We start from the raw sequence: 22271 nt of genomic DNA, 5'->3' as shown, positions 1-22271 counted from the left end.
TTGACCTACGCCAGCCTCGAACGGCGCCCAGAAGCCTCGCGCGCCGGATGGGTCACGGCATCGGCCAAGACGATCTCGGGCAGGTTCTGCCAGTCCATCTGGAGATGGACCGGGCTGCGTGTGATGAACTCCTGGTAGTGGCGCTGCAACGTCTCGATGTTCTCGACGTACATGATCGGCAGGCCGTGGCTGATCTTACACGCCTCGATACGGAGGGGATCGCCGGTAGATACGCGCTCGTACTCGCTGTAATCCCGGAGCAGATCGTCATACAGCTTCATGTGACGGATGGCGTCATCCACGCCCACCAGGATAGTGTGCTCCAGATCCTGCTCATCCAGCCCGCCGCGATCCAGATCGTAACGCCAGAAGGGATGACAACGAGCGAATAGCTGTTTGACCCGCTCCTGGAGCAGTGATCGATTCGTGGCCAGGATGCGGGCGAAGTGGAACTCCTCATCCTGGATCGATACGTCCACCACCTCGTAGCGGCTGTGGCGCAGAAGCCGATCGCGGATATCAAACCAGGTCAGCGGCTGATCCTCATTGTCGGGCAGGTGCGAGAGCAGCTTGAGCGACTTGGCATACACCGTCTCCCCGAACATCCGCTGCTCGCTGATCTCCACCTCCACCCGGAAGAGGACCGGATCCTCCGCCAGGTGATTCAGCGAATCGCTGAGGCGATGGCGCAGGACGCGATCCCAGTTGCGCCGCTCGAACTCGTTGGCGATGTAGCGATCGTCCACGGCCTCGCTGGTCAACGCGTACGCGTTCTCCCACGTGGCGCGGCCGCCCAGCCGGAAGAAGAGCCCTAGGGGCTCGACGATCCCTTTCTCCCGCGCGGCCTCCACATCGCCGATCCGATTCTCGACCTCCCAGCGCAGCTCCTCCAGGACGGGGATGAGCTGATCCCACACGCCGTGCATCGCCTGCACCCGGCTGCGAGCCCGGGTGAGGCGCGTCATCTGCTCGCCCAGCACGGCGCGCTCCCGGCGGGTCGCCCGCTTGAGGTTGTCCACGAAGAGCATGTCAAAGGGCCAGAAGTTGAGGAGGTTGACGATGAAGGGATCACGCACCCGGGCCAGGTTCACCTCCAGGGCCTCGATACGGCGGGTCAGGTTGTCCTCGTCCTCACGCGCCTGCTCACGCTGGGCCACCAGCGACTGATGCAGCGTGTCCACGAAGAAATGAACCCCTCGCAGCCCGTAGTGCCGGACGATCTGGTGCAGCAGGTCACGCAGGTCCTGCAGCAGCCGATCGTAGGCGGCCTCATTCCACAGCGTCGGCGCCGGCCGCCCCTCGTGCTCCCACTCCTCCTCTTCCTCTTCCTCCTCCTCAAAGGACTCGAAGTCGTCCTCCTCCTCGAAGACCTCCTCCTCCACATCGGACGCCGCGGGGGCGGTCGTGGTGGCCGGCCGCTGCTTGCGCCCCATGATCGTATCCTGCACGAAGGTGATCACGGACTGGGCTTCGGCCATCAGGGCATTCTTGTCCTCGGGCTCCAACTCCCGCAGCAGGCCGAGGTCCAGCAAGCGCTCCGCGTACTTCAGCGCGCAATACTCCAACATGCGCTCCTTGGGCACCACCAGAGCGGAGGTGGCGAAGGAGCTGTAGGCCAACATGCTGGTCCCGTCACGGTGGCGCTCCTGGGAGATGTTCACATCGTAGGACCAGATCCGAGACCCGATGTGGGAGACCGTCTCCAGGAAGATCTGGTGGGCCATCATCTGCTTGACGTCGTCCAGGGTGTCCAGGACCTCACCCGCGATGTTCCGCCGCTCAATCAGGTAGATGCGATCGAAGGGGCGGCTGACCGTGATCGGGTCCTCGCCGGGATACTGGACGGTGAAGTCGTGGCCACTCTGGAAGGCGTCCAGCTCCTTCAAGGCGGCGTAGGCGTTGGCCTGGATCCGACGCTTCTGCAAATCGCTGTCCAGTTCCTCAATGAAGATCGACGGCATGCCCAGGATGCCCGTGATGATGGCCTGCTCGCCGAACAGGTGACGGATCTTGTGGGCGACGTCCAGGAAGATGCCGCTTCCGGTGCCGCCGCAGAGGGAGGTCACGATGTAGATGTGGCGAATCCCGCCCTCCCGGATGACCGGATAGCCCCGGTTCTCCGTCTCCTCGATGGTGGCCACGGCGGCCATGCGGCTCAGCTTGGGCTCCAGATGGCTCCAGAAGGTGCGATAGCGGCGGAAGAAGGATAGCCGCCCGACGCAGCGGATCTGCCGGGCGCCGCTGTGGATCTGCCCCAGCGGCACCATCTCCGGCGGCCAGTTCCACCACGCCTTGATGGCGGGATGGTTGTCCAGATGACGCAGGACCTGAGTGGCATTGTAACCGCCGATATAGGCGTACTCGTGGCGATGGAGGTACTCCTGGCCGGGCAGATTCGCCCAGGGCATGGTATCGACGCCCAAAAGCTGGATGATGCCCGGGATCTCCTCCGCCGGCCCGAGCCCCCACGCCTCACGCAGGCGTCGCTTGAAGAAGCGCAACACGTCGACGCCCGTGCCCCCTAACCCCAGCACCAACGTGGGGCGAAGCGTGGGTTTGGAGGATCGATCACCGTTTGATGAAATGCGCATAAGTCCTGCCATAGGACACTCCCCTACTCATCCCTCATCCATGTAACGGAAATAGAACTTATCGCCGCTCTCGACCAGCCGGATGCGGAAGCGGGTGCCGGGATTCAGCACACGCCCCTGCTCACCGACCAGGCGCCAACGCCCGGTCTCCGGGCGCCAATAGGCCACGCGAACCTGAGTGGGGGCGGTTGGGTTCGCGCGTAGCACGGCCCGCCAATTCGCTCTCGTGGACTGCCCGGTCACCCGTTGCTCCAGGTCCACGATCGCCAGAGCCCGCGTCCGATCCGCCTGCTTGGTGCTGAAGCCCACGCCATCCCGCCCCATCACCAGATACAGCGGGCGATTGCGCGGGACGGTGACCGTCTCCCCGGTGGCGTCGGCGATGACCACGCCGCCCTCCCGGGGCGCCGCAGGGCGCAGCCGCAGCCCGGTGTTGATGAGCACCAACAACACCAGCCAGCCCACGAACCCGGTGAGCCGGATCGGCGGCAGCGGCCAGAACCAGGTGCGCAGGAACGTCCCAATGGGGGCCAGCCGACGCCCCAACGCCTGCAAGGTGGTCAGCTGGCGCACAGTGAAGCTGATCTTGGACGGCCGGACGGCAACCCCCTCGCCGGCCTGCAAGACGATCGTGCCCTGATACAGGCCGGGGGGTACCTTCCCCTCGGCGCTCAGGAGCAGCGGCACGCGATAGCCCTCGCCGTCCTGCTGGATCACGCCCGTCCGGACGGTCAGGGCGCTGGCCGCCTGCACGCTGCCGCCGGAATGCCGCACGTCGGACAGGGTTGCCTCGATCCGAGGCGGGCTGTCGATGTACCGCAGCTCCATGTAAACCGGCACGCTGGTCGGCCGCGTGAGATCGGCCACGTCGCCGAAGTCCAGCACATCGCCGCTGAGGGTCAGGATCACCTCCGGCTGCGGGACGTTGAAGACGACTTGCACTTGGCGCGGCTCAATGGAGAGCCCGGACGGCGACGAGAAGACGATCTCGCCGCGATAGACGCCGGCCGGCGGCCGGGCGATGGCGGAGAGCCGCACCGGGATCGTGTAGATGTGGCTGTCATCCCCCTGCGGAACGGGCTGTCCGACCAGCACGGTGAAGTGATCGGCATCTACGGGCTGCCCATCCCGGGTCAGATTGGCCAACACCCCCTCCAGCTCCGAGACTGTGCCCTCGGTGAACTCCGCCTTGATCTTGAACTCACGCGGCTCACGCGGCCGCTGGATCTCGCCCAGATCGACGGAGCCGGGCATCGTCAGCCGGATCTCCGGCTCCGGGATGCTGAACTTGAGCGGCACGCTGGACGGCTGCACATCCAGATCGCCCCCGGCATGGAAGGTGATGGTGCCCGTGTACTGTCCCGGGGCCAGCTGATCGAAGCCGCTGAGCGTGAGCAGCGTCTTGTAGCGGTTTCCCCCCTCATGGGTGGGACGGGCCAGGCTGACCGTCAACTGGCCCGGCCGCATGCCCGATGTGGCCGATTGCAACTCCACGCTGGCCTTCAGCTGGAAGGGCTGCTCCGTATAGGCGGAGAACGTCAACTCCCGCTCCACGGAGTCCTGATAGAGAGGCACACGCCCCAGATCCAGGATCGAGGGCAATGACTCCAGGCGCAACGCATCGCGCATGGTCAGGCTGCCCTCGGCGAAATCGTTGTACACCACCCCGTCCGCTGTCGTAGCGGTGGCGAGGAACAGCACCTGGTAATGTCGCCCTTGAGTCGGCGTGAAGCTCTTATCCTCGCACACCCCCTCCGAGCAGGCGAGGAGGATGCGGGCGACGTCCCCCGTGTTCGTGTCCTGGATGAAGGCCTCCACCCGGGCCTCCGTGGGCGGCGGCGATCCCTCGAAATGGACACGCAGATGCAGCTTGCCCTCCTCCAGGATCCCGTCCGAGCGCTCGGTGGGGCTGTCCGCGATCAAGGGCGGGAACTCGCCCGCCTCCAGGACGAACTCCTTCCGCAACCGCAGCGGGGTCACCTGATCGCCGATCTGAATCTGGATCCGGGTCCGCTGCCCAGGTTGGATGCCCGGCTGCGCGGGCACGATCGCCCAGTACAGCGATCCATCCTTCATCAGCCCCTCGGTGGACATCGGGTACTGCACCCCTTCCACGCGGGCGAAGAGCGGGAGATCGGTCATCAGGGCACCTCCACTCTGCACGGTGGCGCCCAGGAAGATCGGCTTCCCCACCGGATAGTAGCGCGGCGTGGCGGTGGAGTCCGCCCCCGGAGCCGGATGCGGATAGACCAGATTGATGGTGGTGACGGACTCGGCGACGACCAGCCCGCTGGCCCCGACGGCCTGCAGGGCGTGCGCGATCCATTCGCCCGTGAGCGGGCTGTTGTGGGAGATGGTGACCATCTCGTAATGCTGATCGGTGACCCGGCTGATCGTCGCCCCGTTATCGAGGCGATCCAGGCCGAGGATCGATGTGCCGTCATGGGTGAGATCGGCGAACGCGGCGGCGGCATCCCGCGCCTTGGGCAGGACGATGTTGAGCTCCGTTACCCCCTGTTCCTCGCTGGTCTTCACGGTCCCAATCTGGCCGCCGACCAGGTCCAGGATGTCCACGTATCGATTCGGCTGGATATACGAATAAATCGTGGCATACGCGCGCAGCAGATCGGACGGGCTATCGATCTCCTGCACCACGCTCTGGGTATCCAGGGCCATCCGCTCCGCCACCTTGGGGTCGGCGTCCTTACCCAGCAGGATGGGGAAGATGGGCACGTGGGCCTGGCCCAGCTCGGAGATGACCTGGAACAACTCCGGTCGCTGCTCGGTGGGATAGGGGCGACCATCCGTCAGGAAGACGATAAACTGACGATTGCCCGACTGGTTCCGTCGCAGGATGTCCTGGGCCATGCGCAGGGCGAGCCGCATATCGGTCAGCCGCTCCATGGGATCTTCAGGCTCCGTGGGCTGCACGATCGCGGCCTTCAGCCGATCTCGGGAAGCCTGGTCGGAGATGACGTCGAATCCACCCTCCGCGGCCGCCCCGTAGCCGGTCGGCGTCGTGTGGAACGAGATGACCGCGATGCGATCTCCCGGGCGGGCCAGATCGACGAACAGCCGGGCGGCGCTGTGACGCAGCCCCTCAGGATCGTTCGGAGGGCGCCGCCCATCGGCCCACCAATCGCTCATGCTGCCCGAGTCATCGATGAGAAGCACCACATCGATCGGGGCATAAGGATCGGCCGTCTGCGCGGCCGGCTGGGCGGACACGTGCACGCCCGGCAACAGGATGGCCAAAGCCAGAAGCGCCGCGACCCACACGCGAGAGTAAGCTGACGTCATTTCCTCCGTCCCTCGACCAAGCCTAGAACCGATGACATCGCACGCACGCGAGCCCACGCTCGCAAACGCCGAGCCACCGGAACACCTGCTTGAGCCCATAAAGAATATGTCTACAAGGCATTATAGCAGTGCGGGAGAGACGACGCCCGCTGGAAATCGGCCGAAAGGGGTACGGCTCTCGGGCGTGGGGTGGGCGTCAGCCCTGAGCGGGCGAACGGGGAAGATCGCAAAAGATGCGCCAGATCGTATCTGAGGATACATACGGCGGCGTCCCCACCTGAGTAACATGTGGGAAGGTCCAGACAGGCGAGATTCCCTCGAAAGGATGCGCTACCGGGAACACAGAACCGTTGACAGGGACGAAATCCCTTCGTATACTGGGGACATATAGAATCACAGGGGCGTATGGCGACGCCCTGGAGTTCAGGATGGGACAAGGATGAAGATCACCTTTCTTGGCACCGGCGCCGCGGAAGGGATTCCGGCCATCAATTGTCAGTGTGATCACTGTCGGCGGGCACGCAGGGAAGGCCCGCCGTTAACGCGAGAGCGCAACGCGATCCTGTTTGAGCTTCCCGGCTACAACCTGCTGGTGGACACCCCACCGGATGTGCGCAACATGATCAACCGATACAACGTCCACCAGCTGGAGGGCATCTGGATCACCCACGCAGCCTACGAGCACGTCGGCGGCATCAAGGAGTTCGAATACTGGCAGGAACGTCTGGATCTCCTGGCCGAGGAGCGGCTCTTCAAGATCGTGAAGCGCGAGCACTGGACCCAGCGGCTGGAGCAGGTGATGTTCTACATCCCTTACTATCCCGGCGCTGCGCTCTACTTCGGCGACTTCTCTATCCTCCCATTCGCCGTCCGACGTAACCTCCCCATCTTCGGATTCTCGTTGAAGGAGGGGGGGCGCCGCGTGGTGTACACGTCGGACACGCCGGCGCGTCTGACCAACTACGCCCGTTGTCTCATGCGGCACGTGGATCTGCTGATCGTGAATACGCCGGTCTTCCAGCCCCCCAAGGAAGACCACATCACGGTGGTAGAAGCCATCGCGCTGAAGGAAGAGGTCCAGGCGGGCGAGTTGATCCTGACCTACATCAACCACCACAACAAGCCACATGACGAACTCGTGGCCTATGCCCAGGAATTTGAGGGAGTACGAGTGGCCTATGATGGCATGACCGTTGAGGTCTAGCGATCCGCCCGGATCATGCCGGGGATGGGCTCCGAACAGGCGGCACACGCCCCCTGCCATCACGTCCTCTTCGCTCGCGATGACACCGCCCCTGAGACGAACAGGGGGATCACGACCATGTACATTCGGTTTCTGGGAACAGGAGCCGCCGAGGGTATCCCGGCCATCAACTGCCGATGCGAGCACTGCACGCGCGCTCGCACGCGCGGCGGGAAACTGGCCCGTGAGCGTAGCGCGGTCCTCTTTTCACTGCCGGATTACGAGCTGCTGGTGGATACGCCGCCCCACATCGGCGATCTGCTGGCCAAGCATGGCGTGGAGCGCATCGATGGCATCTTCCTGACCCACGAGCACTATGACCACGCGAGCGGGCTGGCAGACTTCGCCTACTGGAGCGACCGGGTTGACCTGCTGGTGGAGAAGGACCTCTACCGGCGCCTGGAACACCAGGGGCTGTTAAGCGGCCTGAAAAAGGTGGGGTTCCACGTGGTCTGTCGCCAGGGGGTGGCGATCCGATTCGATGGCTTCTTCCTCACCCCGTTCGCCGTGCTACACAGCGTCCCCTGTTTCGGCCTGGTCATCTATCACGAGGGACGAAAGATCGTACACGCCGCCGACAGCAGCGGCCAGCTCACGAACTACGCGCGCCGCCTGATCCGGGGCGCCGATCTGCTCATCGCGAGCACCCCCTTCTTCGAGAGCGATGGGAATCACCACCTGGATGTGCTAGGGGCCCTCCGGTGGAAGGAGGAGTTGGGGATCAGGAACCTCATCCTGACGCACATCAACCACCACAATCTGCCACACGACGAGCTGGTCGCCTATGTGGGTGAGTATGAAGACGTAAGCATCGCCTACGATGGCATGCTAATCAAGATCTGAGCAGAGCGGCTCCCCCTCACGGCGCCACGTACCGATACTCCAGCACGGGACCGTTGGGCACCGACAACGCCTCGGTCCACGGGTTCTGCAGCCGGGGCACGAAGCCGAGGCCGGACAGCAACGCCTCCCACAGGCTGGGCGGCCGGCGATACTCCAGGACGCGAGGCTTGCCGCGAATCCCTCCCATCTCCCCAGCCTTCTGGATGGCCGCGTCCAGATCCCCTAGCGCGTCGATCAGGCCGAGCTCCAACGCCTGCCGGCCGTTGTACACCCGGCCGTCTGCCAGGGCCCGCACCTCTTCCTCCTCCATGCCACGCCCCTCGGCTACCACCTTCACGAACGTGCCGAACGCGTCGTCGATCAGGCGCTGTAAGATCTCCCGGGCCTCCGGGCTCAGCTTCTCGAAGATGTTCCCCTCCGCCTTGCGCGGCCCGCTACGAAGGATCACCGCCTCAATCCCCAGCTTCTCGAACAGATCGGCCGCGTTCGGGATGGTCGCGATAACGCCGATGCTCCCGGTGAACGTGTTGGGATTCGCGTAGATGTAATCCGCCCCGCAGGCGATGTAGTACCCGCCGGATGCCGCCATCTCGCTCATGGAGGCCACAACCGGCTTGTGCACCCGGCGCAGCGCCCTATAGATCTCATCGGAGCCCACCACGCTGCCGCCCGGGCTGTTGATATACAACACGATCGCCTTCACGTTATCGTCCTGGTCGGCCTCCTTCAACTGCTGGATCACGCGCTCGCTGTACGCCCCCTGCGCCCACGCGTTGGGGGCGGGACCGCTGGCGATAACCCCCTCGACACGGATCAGGGCAACGGCGGGCCCCAACGTCACCGTCTGGCCCGTCGCCGCCAGGACAAGGCCGACCATCACGCACAGGCCACACAACAGGATGAGGACGAAGCCGGCCCCGGCCACCCACGGCCAGCGCTTTCGTCGTCTTGGTTGAACCTGAGCCTCGGTCGCGGTCATAGCCCTCCCCCTCCCAATTTGAGCCGCCCGACGCATCGCCCCCCCAGGCACGTCCCCGCCGCACGAGTCCAGATCACGACGAGGACCGGCGCGCGGCGCATGCCGAGATCAGGAGCTGACGATACGCACGAACCGGCGACGGCCGACCTGGAGCACTCGCTCCCCGTTCGGGGTGATGGGCATGTCGATCTGCTGGACTACCTGCCCATCCAGGCGAACGCCCCCCTGTCGGATCAGACGGCGACCTTCGCTGCGCGAGGACACCAACCCGGCCCCGACCAGCACGTCCAGCACGCTTTGGGGCTGAGCCAATCGATACTCGGGCATGTCCTCCGGCAACTTGCGCTGCTGGAACACCCGCTTGAAGTGCTCCTCGGCCGGGCCAACGGCCTCATCGCCGTGGTAGATGCTCACGATCTCCCGGGCCAGTTCCATCTTCACATCGCGAGGGTGCAACTTCCCGCTGCGCAACCCCTCCTCGATCTCGCGGATGCGCGATGGCGGGTAGCGGGTGAGCAGATTGAAGTAGTTGAGCATCGCCGAATCCGGAATGCTCATGATCTTGCCGTACATCTCCTCGGGCGGCTCGTTGATGCCGATGGCGTTGCCCGTGGTCTTGGACATGCGGAGCGTGCCATCGGTGCCCACCAGAATGGGCAACGTGATGATCACCTGGGGGCGCTGCCCGAAGTACTCCTGGAGCTTGCGGCCGGCCAGCAGGTTGAACAGCTGATCCACGCCTCCGATCTGGACATCGGTCTTCAGCGCGACCGCGTCATACCCCTGCATCAGGCCGTACATGAACTCGTGCAGCCAGATGGGATCCCCCCGCTCCATGCGCTTGGCGAAGTTCTCCCGGGCCAGGAACTGCTGCACCGTGAAGTTGGACGCCAGCTTGATGATATCGGCGAAGGTCAACGACGCCAGCCACTCCGCGTTGTATCGGATGATGGTCCGTTCCGGGTCCAGGATGCGGAACGCCTGCTCCGTATACGTGCGGGCGTTCGCCTCCACCTCCTCAGGCGTCATCTGACGGCGAGCGCTGTCCTTGTCGCTGGGATCACCGATCAGGCTGGTGAAGTTGCCGATCAGGAAGATACACTCATGCCCCAGGTCCTGAAACTGCCGCAGCTTCCGCATCGGAACGGTGTGCCCCAGATGCAGATCCGGGGCTGTGGGGTCCACTCCCAGGTAAACGCGCAGCGGACGTCCGGTCTTCTGTGACTCGATCAGCCGCTCGCGTAGCTCCTCCTCCATGCGCTCCTTGATCTGCGGGTCGCCATAATCGACGCCGCGCATCAAGATCTCCATTTGCTCATCGATGGTAAGTCCCATGAACCACCTCATGCCAGTAGGGGTCTTGCTCCGCAGCAAGTAGACGAGCGTTATTGTAACCGCGTTGGATGGGGGTGTCAATCGATTTCACAGAGGGTAGTAGGGCCTTTTCAAAGTCCAACGTCCATATTGGCATACATGGCGCCTGCAGGGACGAGGCAAGGTGTTGTGTCTGTATACGCATCTTCTCGGCTTCCCCCAGCACACGACGTGGCCAGACGTACCCCACCCCCCTGTCGTCCCCCCTCCCCAATTCGCTTCGCTGGGAGGGGGGCTCGGGAGAAGGGGGTTTGGGGGATGAGGGCCGTTTTCCCTCGGCCGATGATCAGGGGAATGTCTTGCGTCGGGCGACACGCGGGGTGTTCCTACCACCCCGATTTCCATCACTGACTTTGAAAAAGCCCTGCCACCCCCTTCAACGGGCTCTTGCGCTTTGCTCCAGGGCGTGTATGATGGGGGAAGTTTGAATTCGCTGTGTGTGGCTGTGTCGCCATCCCATCCTTCGGTGAGGAGTCGTCATCCGTGAAACCTTCGTCACCTGCCCGATGTGCTTCCTCGTCCCGCTGGTCGCAGGGCTCCCTCTCGTCCGGGGGATCGACGGGTGGCGTCGGCGCCATCGCCCGGGGGACGTGGATGGTCCTCCCGGCGCTGATGATGTCCAGCCTCATGGTGCTGGCCAACCAATCGATGATCGGCGTCGCCCTCCCGACGATCCGCACGGCCCTGAATGCCCCGATCGACCTGGTGGCGTGGGTGATCATCATCTACACCCTGCCGTATGTGACGTTGATGCCGCTGTACGGGCGGCTGGGTGATGGCCTGGGCAAGCGGCGATTGTATCTGATCGGGATCCTGATCTTCCTGTCAGGGACGGTCGTCTGCGCTCTGGCGGATAGGATGGGCCTTTTGATGGTGGGACGTGCCATCCAGGGGGTGGGAGCCGCCGGCATTGTGCCCCTCTCGATGGCCATCATCTCGGAGATATTCCCGGCTGATGAGCGAGGAAGGGCGCTGGGGACATGGAACTCCATCGGGCCGGCTACGGGGATGATCGGTCCCCTCCTGGGCGGGTTGATCGTCGATCATCTGAGCTGGCAGACGATCTTTCTCCCCGTGTTGCTCGTCGGGCTCTTCGCCCCGTTGGCCGTGCGGAGGTGGGTGCCGGTCACGCGGGGGCGTGCGCGGCCGCGTTTCCTGCACACCTTTGATTGGGGAGGCGTCGCGCTGCTCAGCATGATCGTGGCGATGCTGCTCTTTTACATCTCCAGCAAGCCCATCACCGGCCGGGAGCCGTTGCGTGATTGGCGGCTGTTGGTGGTGACTTTGCTGTCGCTGGGGGCGTTTATCCTATGGGAGAAGCGGCTGGCTGATCCGTTCGTGACGCTGGATCTCTTTTCCCATCGCACGTTTATCCTGGCGTCGTTCTGCTCCGGCGTGCGCATGTTCACGATGAGCGGGATCATCTTCCTCATGCCGCTTTACCTGGCCGATGTGCAGGGGCTCCGGGGCGTGTCTACCGGGTTCATGTTGATGATCCACGCCGGCGCATTGTTGGTCACCATGCGGCTGGGGGGACAGCTGGCGGATCGGTGGGGAAGCCGTCGCCCGGTCGTGTACGGCCTGTCCGCGCAGGCGGGGGTGATGGTCTATCTGGGATTGCTGCCGGGCGACGCCTCCCTGGCGGCCGTCGTGCCGGGGCTGGTGGTGCATGGGCTGGGGGCCGGACTGGCGTTGGCGCCGCTGCATCGCGCGGCCATGGGGGATGTCCCCTCGGCGCAGCTCGGGGTGGCCGCCGGGCTCTATAGCATGATCCGTTTCGGCGGCATGGTGTTGGGGACGGCCCTGGGCAGCGTCCTCCTTCAGGAGGCGTTGAACCGTGGCCTGGCGTCGGCGGCCGCCTACCGCTTGGTCTTCTGGTTCATCGCGGGGGTGGCGTTATGGGGCAGCCTGATGGGGTCGATGCTGCGGGAGCCGGAGCCTCGAGGATAAGGGCGTGCCCGTCGCCGACGGCCGCTCGATCTGCTCGCCGGCGGTCGTGCGGGCCCACAGCCGATGGTTTGAAGGGGGGAGTTCCATGAGTGCTCGGGTGTTGTCCCTGGCGTTGGCCCTCTCCTGGATCCTGAGCTTGTCCCCGTTCATGCCCCAGGTCTCGGCAGGCGGCTTCTGCCCGCCGCTGCCTCCACCCACCGGGAAGGTCATCACCGTCTCCACGGAGGCCGAGCTGCGCAGCCAGGCCTATCAGGCGGCGTCCGGCACCACGATCCTGGTCGCCGCCGGCGTGTATCCCATGCAGGACTTCCTGTACGTGGTCCACGATGGCGTGACGATTCGTGGCGCCACCGGGGATCGGGACGACGTGATCCTGGACTTCGGGGGCATGGAGAGCGGCCATTTCGGCATCCTCGTCGAGGCGGATGACGTGACGATCGCCGATCTCACCATCCGCAACGCCCGCGATCACGGCGTGTCCATTCAGGGACGCGATCGTCCCCTGCTCTATAACCTGCATATCCAGGATATCGGGGATCAGTTGGTCAAGGTCAACCCGCCTACCGACGGGAGCAACGGGAGCGAGGACGGGGTGTTGGCGTGCTCCCGTCTGGAATACACGACCCATGCGCCCGATGATTATACCAACGGCATCAGCGCCCATCGCGCTCATCGCTGGGTGATTCGAGATAACGAGTGGTATCGCATTCGGGGGCCTGCGGGGTATACCGGCCCCACGATCCTGTTCTGGAGCGGCTCCTCGGATACGGTCGTGGAGCGCAACCTGCTCGTGGACTGTTACCGGGGGATCGCCTTCGGCAATCCGAGCCAGGGCGGCGTAAACCATACCGGCGGGGTCGTGCGCAATAACTTCATCTATAGCAGCCTGCGGCACGATGTCGCCGTTGAGATGACCCGGGCTCAGGGTTGGCTGGTGGCCCACAATACGGCGTTGCTCCTCAATCCTGCTTCCGGCCTGACCTGGGGGATGGAGGCTCGCTACCCGGAGAGTCAGGGGACGTTTGCCTATAACCTGACTAACATGGAGATCTGGCGAGATCGGGATGGCGCCCGGGGAATCCTGACGGGAAACGTGACGAACGCCCGGAGCGACTGGTTCGTGGACGCCTCCTCGGGCGATCTGCATCTGCTTCCCACAGCCACCTCTGCGATCGATCGGGCGGCCGCGCTGGCGGCAGTACGGGATGATTTCGACGGCGATGCTCGCCCCCTCGGCCCGGCCCCCGACGTGGGCGCCGATGAGTACCGCGCTCACCCTCGGCCGTATCTTGACATCTATCTGCCGCTCATCCTGCGCCCTTCTCGCTTGTGAGCGTATTCGATCGCATCTATCCTGCAACAGGAGTACGGTGATGACAGCTCGATGGTTGATGGTCATCTCTCTGGTCGTGTCCTATCTTCTCGGTGCGCATCCCCTTGCGGAGGCTTCCGCCTCCGTTCCTCGTCGCGTCAATGCCCCTTATTTCGAAGGGAATGTGCGCTTCTCGGAGACGGCCATCTTCTGGTTCGGGCGGGTCAACTATATGGAGAACTATGCGGACGTCCGGGTGGGCTACAACGGCGATCATCTCTACCTTCGCCTGGCCGCCTTCGATCGGCGGCTGTGGTACGATCCCTCCCCCTCCCCGGATGATCTGACCGACTGGGATGCGGTCACCCTCTATCTGAACGTGGGCGGCAGTGCGGGGGACGCCCCCGGCGCCAACGCCTATCGCTTCGACGCCCAGCTCAACTGGTGGGAGCCGCGCGATGGCTTCCAGGCCGCCTACCGGGGGAATGGCTCCGGCTGGGTGAGCGCTGCCATCCCCTTCACCGCTGATTCCGGCTGGCGGGGGAACGCTCCCAATGATGATACCGACGATCGAGGATGGGCCATGGCCTTCCGCATCCCGTTCTCCAGCCTGGGGCTCTCCGGCCCTCCGTCTAAAGGGACGATCTGGAGGATGGCGGTCGTGCTGCACGATCGGGACGATCGTGAGGGTACGCCGATAGCCGATCAGACCTGGCCCGAGGGGGCCGATGGCATGCGGCCGAGCACCTGGGGGCAGTTGGTCTTCGGCTTGCCGGGATATACCCCACCGCCTGCCATCGCCAGGGATGTCGTCACCATCCGCCACAAGTTGAACGGCGCGACGGTGGTGGACGGGGCCGTGGGCGGAGGGACGACCTGCGGACAGGGGCTGAATTATTGGACCCAGTGGGGGGATGCCAACTACGCTGGCCTGGACTACTTCAACATCCAGAACCAGGCCGACGTGGCCGATTGGCCCTGTTTTTCCAAATACTACGTCACCTTCCCGTTGGATGCCATCCCGTCCGGCAAGGTCATCATCTCGGCTACCCTCACGCTGCACAAGTTCGGGCATGCTGGGGAGTCGGCGCAGCCTCAGCCTTCCCTCATCCAGGTGCTCCGGGTGGCCGACGACTGGGACGAGTCCACGCTGACCTGGAATAATGCCCCTCTGGCGTTGGAGAACGTCTCCGCCACCTGGGTGGATCCCGTTGCATTTTCCGGGTGGCCTGGCACGCCCTTTACCTGGGATGTGAGCCGGGCGGTGGCGCTGGCGTACGCGGCGGGTGCCCCGTTGCGCCTGGCCCTCTATGAGGCCGACGCCGCCTATCACAGCGGGAAGTATTTCGTGTCCTCGGACGCCGGGGACTGGAACGCGGAGGGGAGGCCCACGTTGCGGGTGCGCTGGGGGGATCGTGTGGGCGGATTGAGGAAAAGCGTCTCGTCGTCTGTGGCGGCACCGGGAGAGGCGCTCACTTACACGCTGACCGTGGAGGGCAATGGCCGTTCTCTCTCGTTAGTTGATGAGCTTCCGGAGGGTGTGAGCCGTCCCTTCTCGTCCAGCTCCGGGTTGACCTACACGCCGCATCGTCTGACCTGGAGTGGCCGGCCGGCTCTGGGGGAGCGGATCGTTCTGACCTATGCCGTCACGGTCACCGCCTCCTCCGATACCACCCTGTGGAATCGGGCCGTCCTCACTCAGGGGAGCGACGTCATCGGGACGGCGGCTGCGAAGGTGACGGTGGTGGCGGCGAGCCCGAGCCAGACCTTTCTGCCCGTGATCCTGAGGAGATAGATTGGGCTGAGTTTTCCCCTCTCTTCTACTGAGCGGCCTTCTCCCGGGCTCGGGGGAAGTGGGGATGGGGGCCGCTAGAGGGCGCTCGTAGTCAGAGGAAGGGAGTCGTGCTATAATCTGGCGGAGGGAAAGGCGAAGCTGAGAGCGTGCCCGAAGATTCACTGGTCGGGTGTCTTGGGGCCTCTCTCAGCGACACGCTCCACAGGGGGAGGTATGGAGGGGATTTCCCCTCCACAGGAATCTTACTTTTCCAGCTCGCACTTGCCTCTCTCGGCCCTTTTCGCAGAGACTGGGATCGAGATGGGCAGGGCAGAGGCGGAAGGAGGGTTTCGTCCAGAGGGGCGAAGCTCCTCGGGCCTTCCCATGGCAGGAGCAACAGGATTGCTCAGACACGCTCTGAGATAGCGGGAGGGGGATAACGTCATGGTCAAACGTCTCGGAGTGCTGACAAGCGGCGGGGATGCGCCCGGCATGAACGCGGCCGTGCGCGCGGTCGTGCGCGTCGCCCTGGATCGGGGCATGGAGGTCTATGCGATTTACGAGGGATACCAGGGCATGGTGGATGGCGGCGATCGCATCCGTCGCATGGATTGGAACTCGGTGGGGGGGATCCTTCAGCGAGGGGGCACCATCATCGGCACGGCCCGATGCGCCGCCTTTCGCACGCGGGAGGGGCGGCGGCAGGCGGTGTACAACCTGCTGGAGTGCGGCATCGACCATCTGATCGTTATCGGCGGCGATGGCAGCCTGACGGGGGCCAATATCCTGCGGGAGGAGTGGCCGGAGCTGGTGGCGGAGCTGGTCCAGGAAGGGCGGATCAGCGCAGAGATGGCGAAACATCATCCCTATCTGGCCATCGTTGGGCTGGTGGGCTCCATTGACAATGACATGTTTGGGACGGATATGACCATCGGCGCCGATACCGCTCTGCACCGGATCACGGAGGCGGTGGACGCGATCGGGAGCACGGCGGCCAGCCATCAGCGCACCTTCGTGATCGAGGTCATGGGGCGGCGCTGTGGCTACCTGGCGCTCATGGGGGCGCTGGCCACCGGCGCCGACTGGGTCTTGATCCCCGAGAGCCCGCCGGACCTGGAGAACTGGGAGGACCGGATGTGTGAGGTGCTGCGAGCCGGGCGGGAGGCCGGCCGGCGCGACAGCATCGTCATTGTGGCGGAGGGTGCGCAGGATCGTCACGGCAACCCGATCACGTCCGAGTACGTGCGGCAGGCGCTGGAGGAGCGCATGGGGGAGGAGGTCCGGGTGACGATCCTGGGACATGTGCAGCGGGGCGGGTCGCCCAGCGCCTTCGATCGTAACCTGAGCACGCTGTTGGGGGCGGCTGCCGTGGAGGAGATCCTAGCGGCCACCCCGGATAGCCCGGCCTATCTGGTGGGTTTGCGTGGGAACCGAGTCGTGCGGGAGCCGCTCATGGAGTGCGTGGCGAAGACGCACGCGGTCAACGAGGCGCTCAAGTCGGGCGATTACGATACAGCGATGGCGCTGCGGGGCCGAGGGTTCCAGGATGCATTCCGCACCCTGCGCACGCTCCTGCGGGCCGTGCCGCATCCGCCGCCCCCGGACCAGCGGCGATTGCAATTGGCGGTGCTGACGGCCGGGGCGCCGGCGGCCGGGATGAACACCGCCGTGCGTGCTGCGGTGCGCCTCGGACTGGATCGGGGGCACACCGTGCTGGGCGTCTACAACGGGTTCCGTGGCCTGGTGGAGGGCACCGTCGGGGAGATGGAGTGGATGAGCGTCAGCGGCTGGGTGCGTCGCGGGGGATCCGAATTGGGGACCAGCCGCATGATCCCGAGCGGAAGGGACCTGTACGCCATCGCTCGCAACATCGAGGACCTGGCCATCGATGGCCTGTTGGTGATCGGTGGCTGGGCCGGGTATATGGCCGCCCTGCGATTGTACCAGGAGCGAGGAAACTTTCCCTCCTTCAACATCCCGATCGTGTGTCTCCCGGCCAGCATCAACAACAATCTGCCCGGCTCCGAGCTCAGCGTGGGGGCGGACACCGCCCTGAACAACATCATGGACGCCGTGGACAAGATCAAGCAATCGGCGGTGGCGTCGCGGCGCTGCTTCGTGGTAGAGGTCATGGGGCGTTACTGTGGGTATCTGGCTTTGATGAGCGCCCTGGCCACCGGAGCGGAGCGGGTCTATCTGCATGAGGAGGGGATCACGCTCCGTGATTTGGAGAAGGACTTGGAGTTGCTGGTCTCCGGGTTCCGGGAGGGGAAGCGGTTGGGGTTGATGATCCGCAACGAGCGGGCCAACCCGTTGTATACGACCGATTTCATCCGGGCGCTGTTCGAGGAGGAGGGCGGCGATCTGTTCGAGGTGCGCCAGGCCGTGTTGGGGCATCTGCAGCAAGGTGGGGATCCGACGCCTTTCGATCGGATCCTGGCCACCCGGCTGGCGGTGCACTGTATGGAGTTCCTGCACGAGGAGGCGATGCGGACCGAGCCGGGGGCGGTCTGCATCGGGCTGATGGGCGGGGAGATCCGGTTCACCAGCCTGGAGGATATCCCCCGTCTGGTGGACATGGAGTATCAGCGCCCCAAGCAGCAGTGGTGGATGAATTTGCGATCTCTCGCACGCACGCTAGCCCAGCCTTATCCCGGCTTCCTGCGGGAGACAGGCTCCGGGTGACGGGCCCGGAGCGCCTGGCATGGCTCTCGGGGCGCGCCTGCCCCGGGAGCGGGGGGGAGGAGGAGAGCGATGGCGGGACGGGATCGAAGGGCTCAACTGGCCATTCACGGCGGGGAGAAGGTACGTACCGATCCCTGGCCGCCGCGCCGGCTGATCGGCCCGGAAGAGAAGGCCGCCGTGGACGCCCTGTTCGACGAGGCGATCGCCAGCGGCCAGGCCTTCGGCTATGGTGGCCCGGAGGAGACCGCTTATTGCGAGGAGTTCGCCGAGTTCATGGGCGGTGGCTATGTGGATGCGGTCAGCTCAGGCACCGCAGGGATCTATGTCGCTTTGAAGGCCCTGGAGGTGGAGCCGTTTACCGAGGTGATCGTGGGCGCCGTGACCGATCCGGGCGGGATGATGCCCATCCCGCTCTTGAACTGTATCCCGATCGTCGCCGATTCGGCTCCCGGCTCCTACAATACCGGCCCCGATCAGGTGCGGGCCCTCATCTCCCCGCTCACCAGCGCCATCGTGGTCGCGCATATCGGCGGCGAGCCGACGGATATCGAGGGGATCGTGGCCGTCGCCCGGGAGCGCGGCATCCCCGTGATCGAGGATTGCGCCCAGGCGCACGGTGCCATGCTTCACGGCCGCCCGGTGGGCACCTTTGGGGACATCGCGGTGTTCTCCACCATGTTTGGCAAACATCACTGCTCTGGCGGCCAGGGAGGGCTCGTCTATACCCGGAGCGAGGATTTGTATGATGCGGTGCGGCGGGCATCAGATCGAGGGAAGCCCTTTGGCCTTCCCCCCGGCGCGACCAATTGCGTCGCCTCACTGAATTTCAACCTCAATGAATTGGCCGCGGCCATCGGGCGGGTGCAATTAAGGAAGTTGCCCGGGATCGTCGAGCGGCGGCGCGCCGTTGTGGCGAGGCTGATAGACGGCCTCCGGGATCTGCAGACCGTCTCCGTCCCCTCGCCCATCGAGGGCGCTGAGCCGAGCTACTGGTTCCTGCGGATGCGCTTCCATGCCGACCGGGCGACCTGCGATAAGGAGACGTTCTGTCAGGCCCTCCAGGCTGAGGGGCTCCCCGTCGTCCCGCATTATCGGGCCGCCCTTCCCCACACGATGGACTGGTTCGTCCATCGCCGCGTGTTCGGCCGCAGCCGTCTCCCCTGGTCGAGCCCTCTGTATCACGGGGACCCCGATCGACAGTTCCCCTGTCCCAATGCGGAGGCGGCCATGGAGGCCCACTTCAACCTCTCCTGCCATGAGAATTGGGGGGACCGGGAGATCGCCGACGCCATCGCCATCTTCCGGAAGGTGGAGGCGGCTTATCTTCGATCCTGACCGTGGGGGGCGGCCTGCCGCGCCCAGACCCACGAAGATTCAGGCCGGGGCCAGGAGGACGAGGATTGCCTGCCCCTGCGGGTAGGGCGATTCACGCATTGCCCTACTTGCCCCTCCAAGCCTCCCGTGGGGTACACCCATGACGGCCGTTGCGCCCTCTTCCACGTCTCACGTTCCCATGCAGCGCTACTCGCCATCCCTTCGTGGGCGGAGAATGAGCTGAAAACCTATCGGCTGTTGACTTTCCACAACCTCTATGCTATATTGGATACGAGCTCGCCTTTTTTGTCGCTCAGCTTTAGGCGTTCTCTTCGTTTTGAGGGGGATACACTTCCTGACACCACCACGGCATCCGACAAACGGATGCCCTCCTCGATCAGCCGCTAAAGCCATACACTCCACGCCGTAAGACGAAGAGAGCTCTCGCCGATGTCACTCCGGGCGAGCAGGGTTCGTCGGCATCGGTGACTCCCTTGCGCAACAGAGGCATATCCTTCTGTCTGTCGGTTCAGGCGGCTGTACGCGTCGTTGCATCGGAAACCCCATAGCCAGATTAGACAAGCGATCCTGTTCCAGGGTCTTTCCTCCCCGTTCTTGTGCCGGGGAAGGGACGGCCAGAGAGCTCTCCCCCTGTTTCGTGTCCGCAATTCCGTGCTGCGCTGTATCCCTGGGGCATCCCGCCCGCGGGAGATGGTGGGGATGTGGAGCACCTCGAGCCGGGGATTGCATCATGGCGCTGGCGAGAGGAGGTGATGGGATAAGGTGTGACCCTAGCGGCTGTCCGATCCGAGGAGGGCATCGCTCTCCCGGTTGTCAGGAGGTCAGGAGGTGAATTATGCCGAAGCGAGAGCTTAGCCGTAGGGAGTTCCTTCGCCTGTCCGCGGTGGTGACGGCGGGAATGGTATCGGCGGCGTGTGCCCCCTCAACCCCGGCTCCGGAACCTACTCCCACACCGACCCCTGAGGCGCCGGCTGCCCCGGCTGCCCCGGCCATGCCCACGACGCAATACAACGAGGCGCCGATGCTGGCCGAGCTGGTGAAGGCGGGCCAGTTGCCATCGGTGGATGAGCGCCTGCCCAATGATCCGGTCGTCGTCCAGGTCATCGAGGAGATCGGCCAGTATGGCGGCATCTGGGATCAGGCGGTGACCGGCCAGGCGGACGTCAACGGCGCCATGAGCTATGACAACGAGCTGTGGATCACGTTCGACGAGGCCTGTCAGACCTATCGACCCAATGTGGCGAAGAAGGTGGAGGTCTCCGAGGATGGCACGGAGTTCACCTTCTATCTCCGTGAGGGCCATCGGTGGTCTGACGGCGAACCCTTCACCGCAGACGATATCCTCTTCTGGTATGAGGATGTGGTCCTGAACGATGATCTCTCCCCAGCCAAGCCTTCCTGGATGCAGTCCGGCGATGAGCTGGGCGTGGTGGAGAAGATCGATGACTATACCGTCAAGTACAAGTTCGCCAAGCCTCACGGCCTGCTGTTGCTCTATATGGCCTATGTGTGGGGCGGCCGCGGCGGCCTGGAGTATCCGGCGCATTACCTGAAGCAGTTCCACGCCAAGTATGCGGATCAGGGCAAGCTGGATCAGATGGTCAAGGACGCCGGGTTTGAGACGTGGGACCAGTTGTTCTGGGACAAGATGAGCCCCACCACCAACCCGGATCTGCCCGTGCTGCGGGCGTGGCAGCTGAAGGAGTTGGGGCCGCCCTGGATCTTCGAGCGCAACCCCTACTTCTTCAAGATCGACCCGGAGGGCAACCAGCTACCCTACATCGATCGCGTCCGCCTGCAGGCCGTGGAGGACAAGCAGATGATCACCCTCAAGGTGATCGCGGGCGAGTTGAGCGCGCAGTGGCGTAATCTGTCGTTCAGCGATCTGCCGCTCTTCATGGAGAACCGTGAGAAGGGCGACTATCGGGTCATCAAGGCGCTGGCGGAGCATCCCATGGCCTTCACCATCTTCCCCAACCAGACCCTGGTCGGGGATGATGTGATGCTGTCGATCATTCAGGACATCCGCTTCCGCAAGGCGCTCAACCTGGCCATCGACCGGGATGAGGTGAATGACCTGATCTACCTCGGCGAGCGGGCTCCCGTGCAGGCCGCCTTCCCCAACATCCGGGACGAGTCCGAACTCTTCGCCCACCTGACCTATGACCCCGAGCAGGCCAAGGCGCTCCTGGACGAGATGGGGCTGGAGATGGGCTCGGATGGCTATCGCCTGCGCCCGGATGGGGAGCAGCTGGTCGCCAAGGTCGACGTGTTCTCCAACAAGACCCTCATGGACGCGGCGGAGCTCGTCGCCAGCTACTGGGAGGCCATCGGGATCAGAACCTCCCTGGAGGAGATCAGCTACGATCTGTGGTGGCCGCGCATCTTCTCCCACGAGTATGCCTTCTGCGCCTACGTGAAGGACAGCATCGGCGGCCTGGCCCGCTTCGTGTACCTGCGATCCTATGCTCCGGTGGCCCACAGCACGTACTGGGCGCCGGCGTGGGGGCTGTGGTACCAGAGCGGCGGGACCCAGGGCGTGGAGCCCACGGGGGATGCCCGGCGCGCTCAGGAACTGTTCGATCAGGCGAAGGTCACCGTGGATACGGCGAAGCAGGTGGAGCTGCTGTCCGAGATCGAGCGCCTGGACCTCAAGAACGTGTGGGAGGTCCTGACCCTTGGCCCCGGTCCGAATATCCGCATCGTGAAGAACAACTTCCGCAACGTGCCCGAGGTGAACTACTGCGTGCTGCATGACTCGGATGCGTGGGCGGAGCAGTACTTCATCCGACAGGCCTGAGTCCGCCCTGGGGCGATGGCCGTATGCGCCTGGGGGCTTCCGTTCTCCCCCTTCGATGAAAGTGGGGGGCGCATCCCGTTGGGGT

The 22271-nt window shown here is 64.5% G+C and carries 12 protein-coding genes; 8 read left to right on the top strand and 4 right to left on the bottom strand.

Annotated features, from left to right (window positions below):
• Positions 1-5 precede the first annotated feature (5 nt).
• The gene (locus GXP39_09390; protein NOZ28250.1) at positions 6-2591 is read right to left on the bottom strand and encodes a hypothetical protein; all 2586 of its coding nucleotides are present in this window, start codon (positions 2589-2591) and stop codon (positions 6-8) included.
• Between the two features lie 27 nt (positions 2592-2618).
• Complete coding sequence (locus GXP39_09385) at positions 2619-5891, bottom strand: VWA domain-containing protein (protein NOZ28249.1); 3273 nt, start codon at positions 5889-5891, stop codon at positions 2619-2621.
• A gap of 439 nt (positions 5892-6330) precedes the next feature.
• Here GXP39_09385 and GXP39_09380 point away from each other — a divergent pair, with 439 nt between their 5' ends.
• Both GXP39_09380 and GXP39_09375 read left to right on the top strand, forming a co-directional pair.
• On the top strand, positions 6331-7095 hold the full coding sequence (locus GXP39_09380) for a hypothetical protein (GenBank protein NOZ28248.1): 765 nt from the start codon (positions 6331-6333) through the stop codon (positions 7093-7095).
• Between the two features lie 117 nt (positions 7096-7212).
• On the top strand, positions 7213-7977 hold the full coding sequence (locus tag GXP39_09375; protein ID NOZ28247.1) for an MBL fold metallo-hydrolase: 765 nt from the start codon (positions 7213-7215) through the stop codon (positions 7975-7977).
• A 16-nt stretch (positions 7978-7993) separates the two neighbouring features.
• On the opposite strand, the gene sppA is transcribed toward GXP39_09375, so the two are convergent.
• Positions 7994-8956, bottom strand: coding sequence for a signal peptide peptidase SppA (gene sppA, locus GXP39_09370; protein NOZ28246.1), 963 nt, complete (start codon positions 8954-8956; stop codon positions 7994-7996).
• Positions 8957-9064: 108 nt separating this feature from the next.
• Positions 9065-10291 carry a tyrosine--tRNA ligase gene (locus GXP39_09365; protein NOZ28245.1) on the bottom strand — a complete coding sequence of 409 codons (1227 nt, stop codon included), beginning with the start codon at positions 10289-10291 and terminating at the stop codon, positions 9065-9067.
• A gap of 522 nt (positions 10292-10813) precedes the next feature.
• Here GXP39_09365 and GXP39_09360 point away from each other — a divergent pair.
• The 6 genes from GXP39_09360 to GXP39_09335 all read left to right on the top strand — a co-directional run bounded on the left by GXP39_09360 (position 10814) and on the right by GXP39_09335 (position 22186).
• Complete coding sequence (locus GXP39_09360; GenBank protein NOZ28244.1) at positions 10814-12280, top strand: MFS transporter; 1467 nt, start codon at positions 10814-10816, stop codon at positions 12278-12280.
• A gap of 85 nt (positions 12281-12365) precedes the next feature.
• Complete coding sequence (locus GXP39_09355; protein NOZ28243.1) at positions 12366-13613, top strand: hypothetical protein; 1248 nt, start codon at positions 12366-12368, stop codon at positions 13611-13613.
• Between the two features lie 40 nt (positions 13614-13653).
• The gene (locus GXP39_09350) at positions 13654-15387 is read left to right on the top strand and encodes a DNRLRE domain-containing protein (protein NOZ28242.1); all 1734 of its coding nucleotides are present in this window, start codon (positions 13654-13656) and stop codon (positions 15385-15387) included.
• Between the two features lie 423 nt (positions 15388-15810).
• Positions 15811-18051, top strand: a complete 2241-nt coding sequence (locus GXP39_09345; protein NOZ28241.1) for a 6-phosphofructokinase — start codon at positions 15811-15813, stop codon at positions 18049-18051.
• Positions 18052-18120: 69 nt separating this feature from the next.
• The gene (locus GXP39_09340) at positions 18121-19386 is read left to right on the top strand and encodes a hypothetical protein (protein ID NOZ28240.1); all 1266 of its coding nucleotides are present in this window, start codon (positions 18121-18123) and stop codon (positions 19384-19386) included.
• Between the two features lie 835 nt (positions 19387-20221).
• A complete protein-coding gene (locus tag GXP39_09335) occupies positions 20222-22186 on the top strand; it encodes an ABC transporter substrate-binding protein (GenBank protein ID NOZ28239.1) in 1965 nt (654 codons plus the stop codon).
• Positions 22187-22271: the final 85 nt, after the last annotated feature.

This window comes from Chloroflexota bacterium (assembly GCA_013152435.1).
In the GTDB taxonomy this organism is placed as follows: domain Bacteria; phylum Chloroflexota; class Anaerolineae; order DUEN01; family DUEN01; genus DUEN01.
The sequence above is the reverse complement of the archived record's forward strand: the minus strand, read 5'-3'. Positions and strand labels throughout refer to the sequence as shown.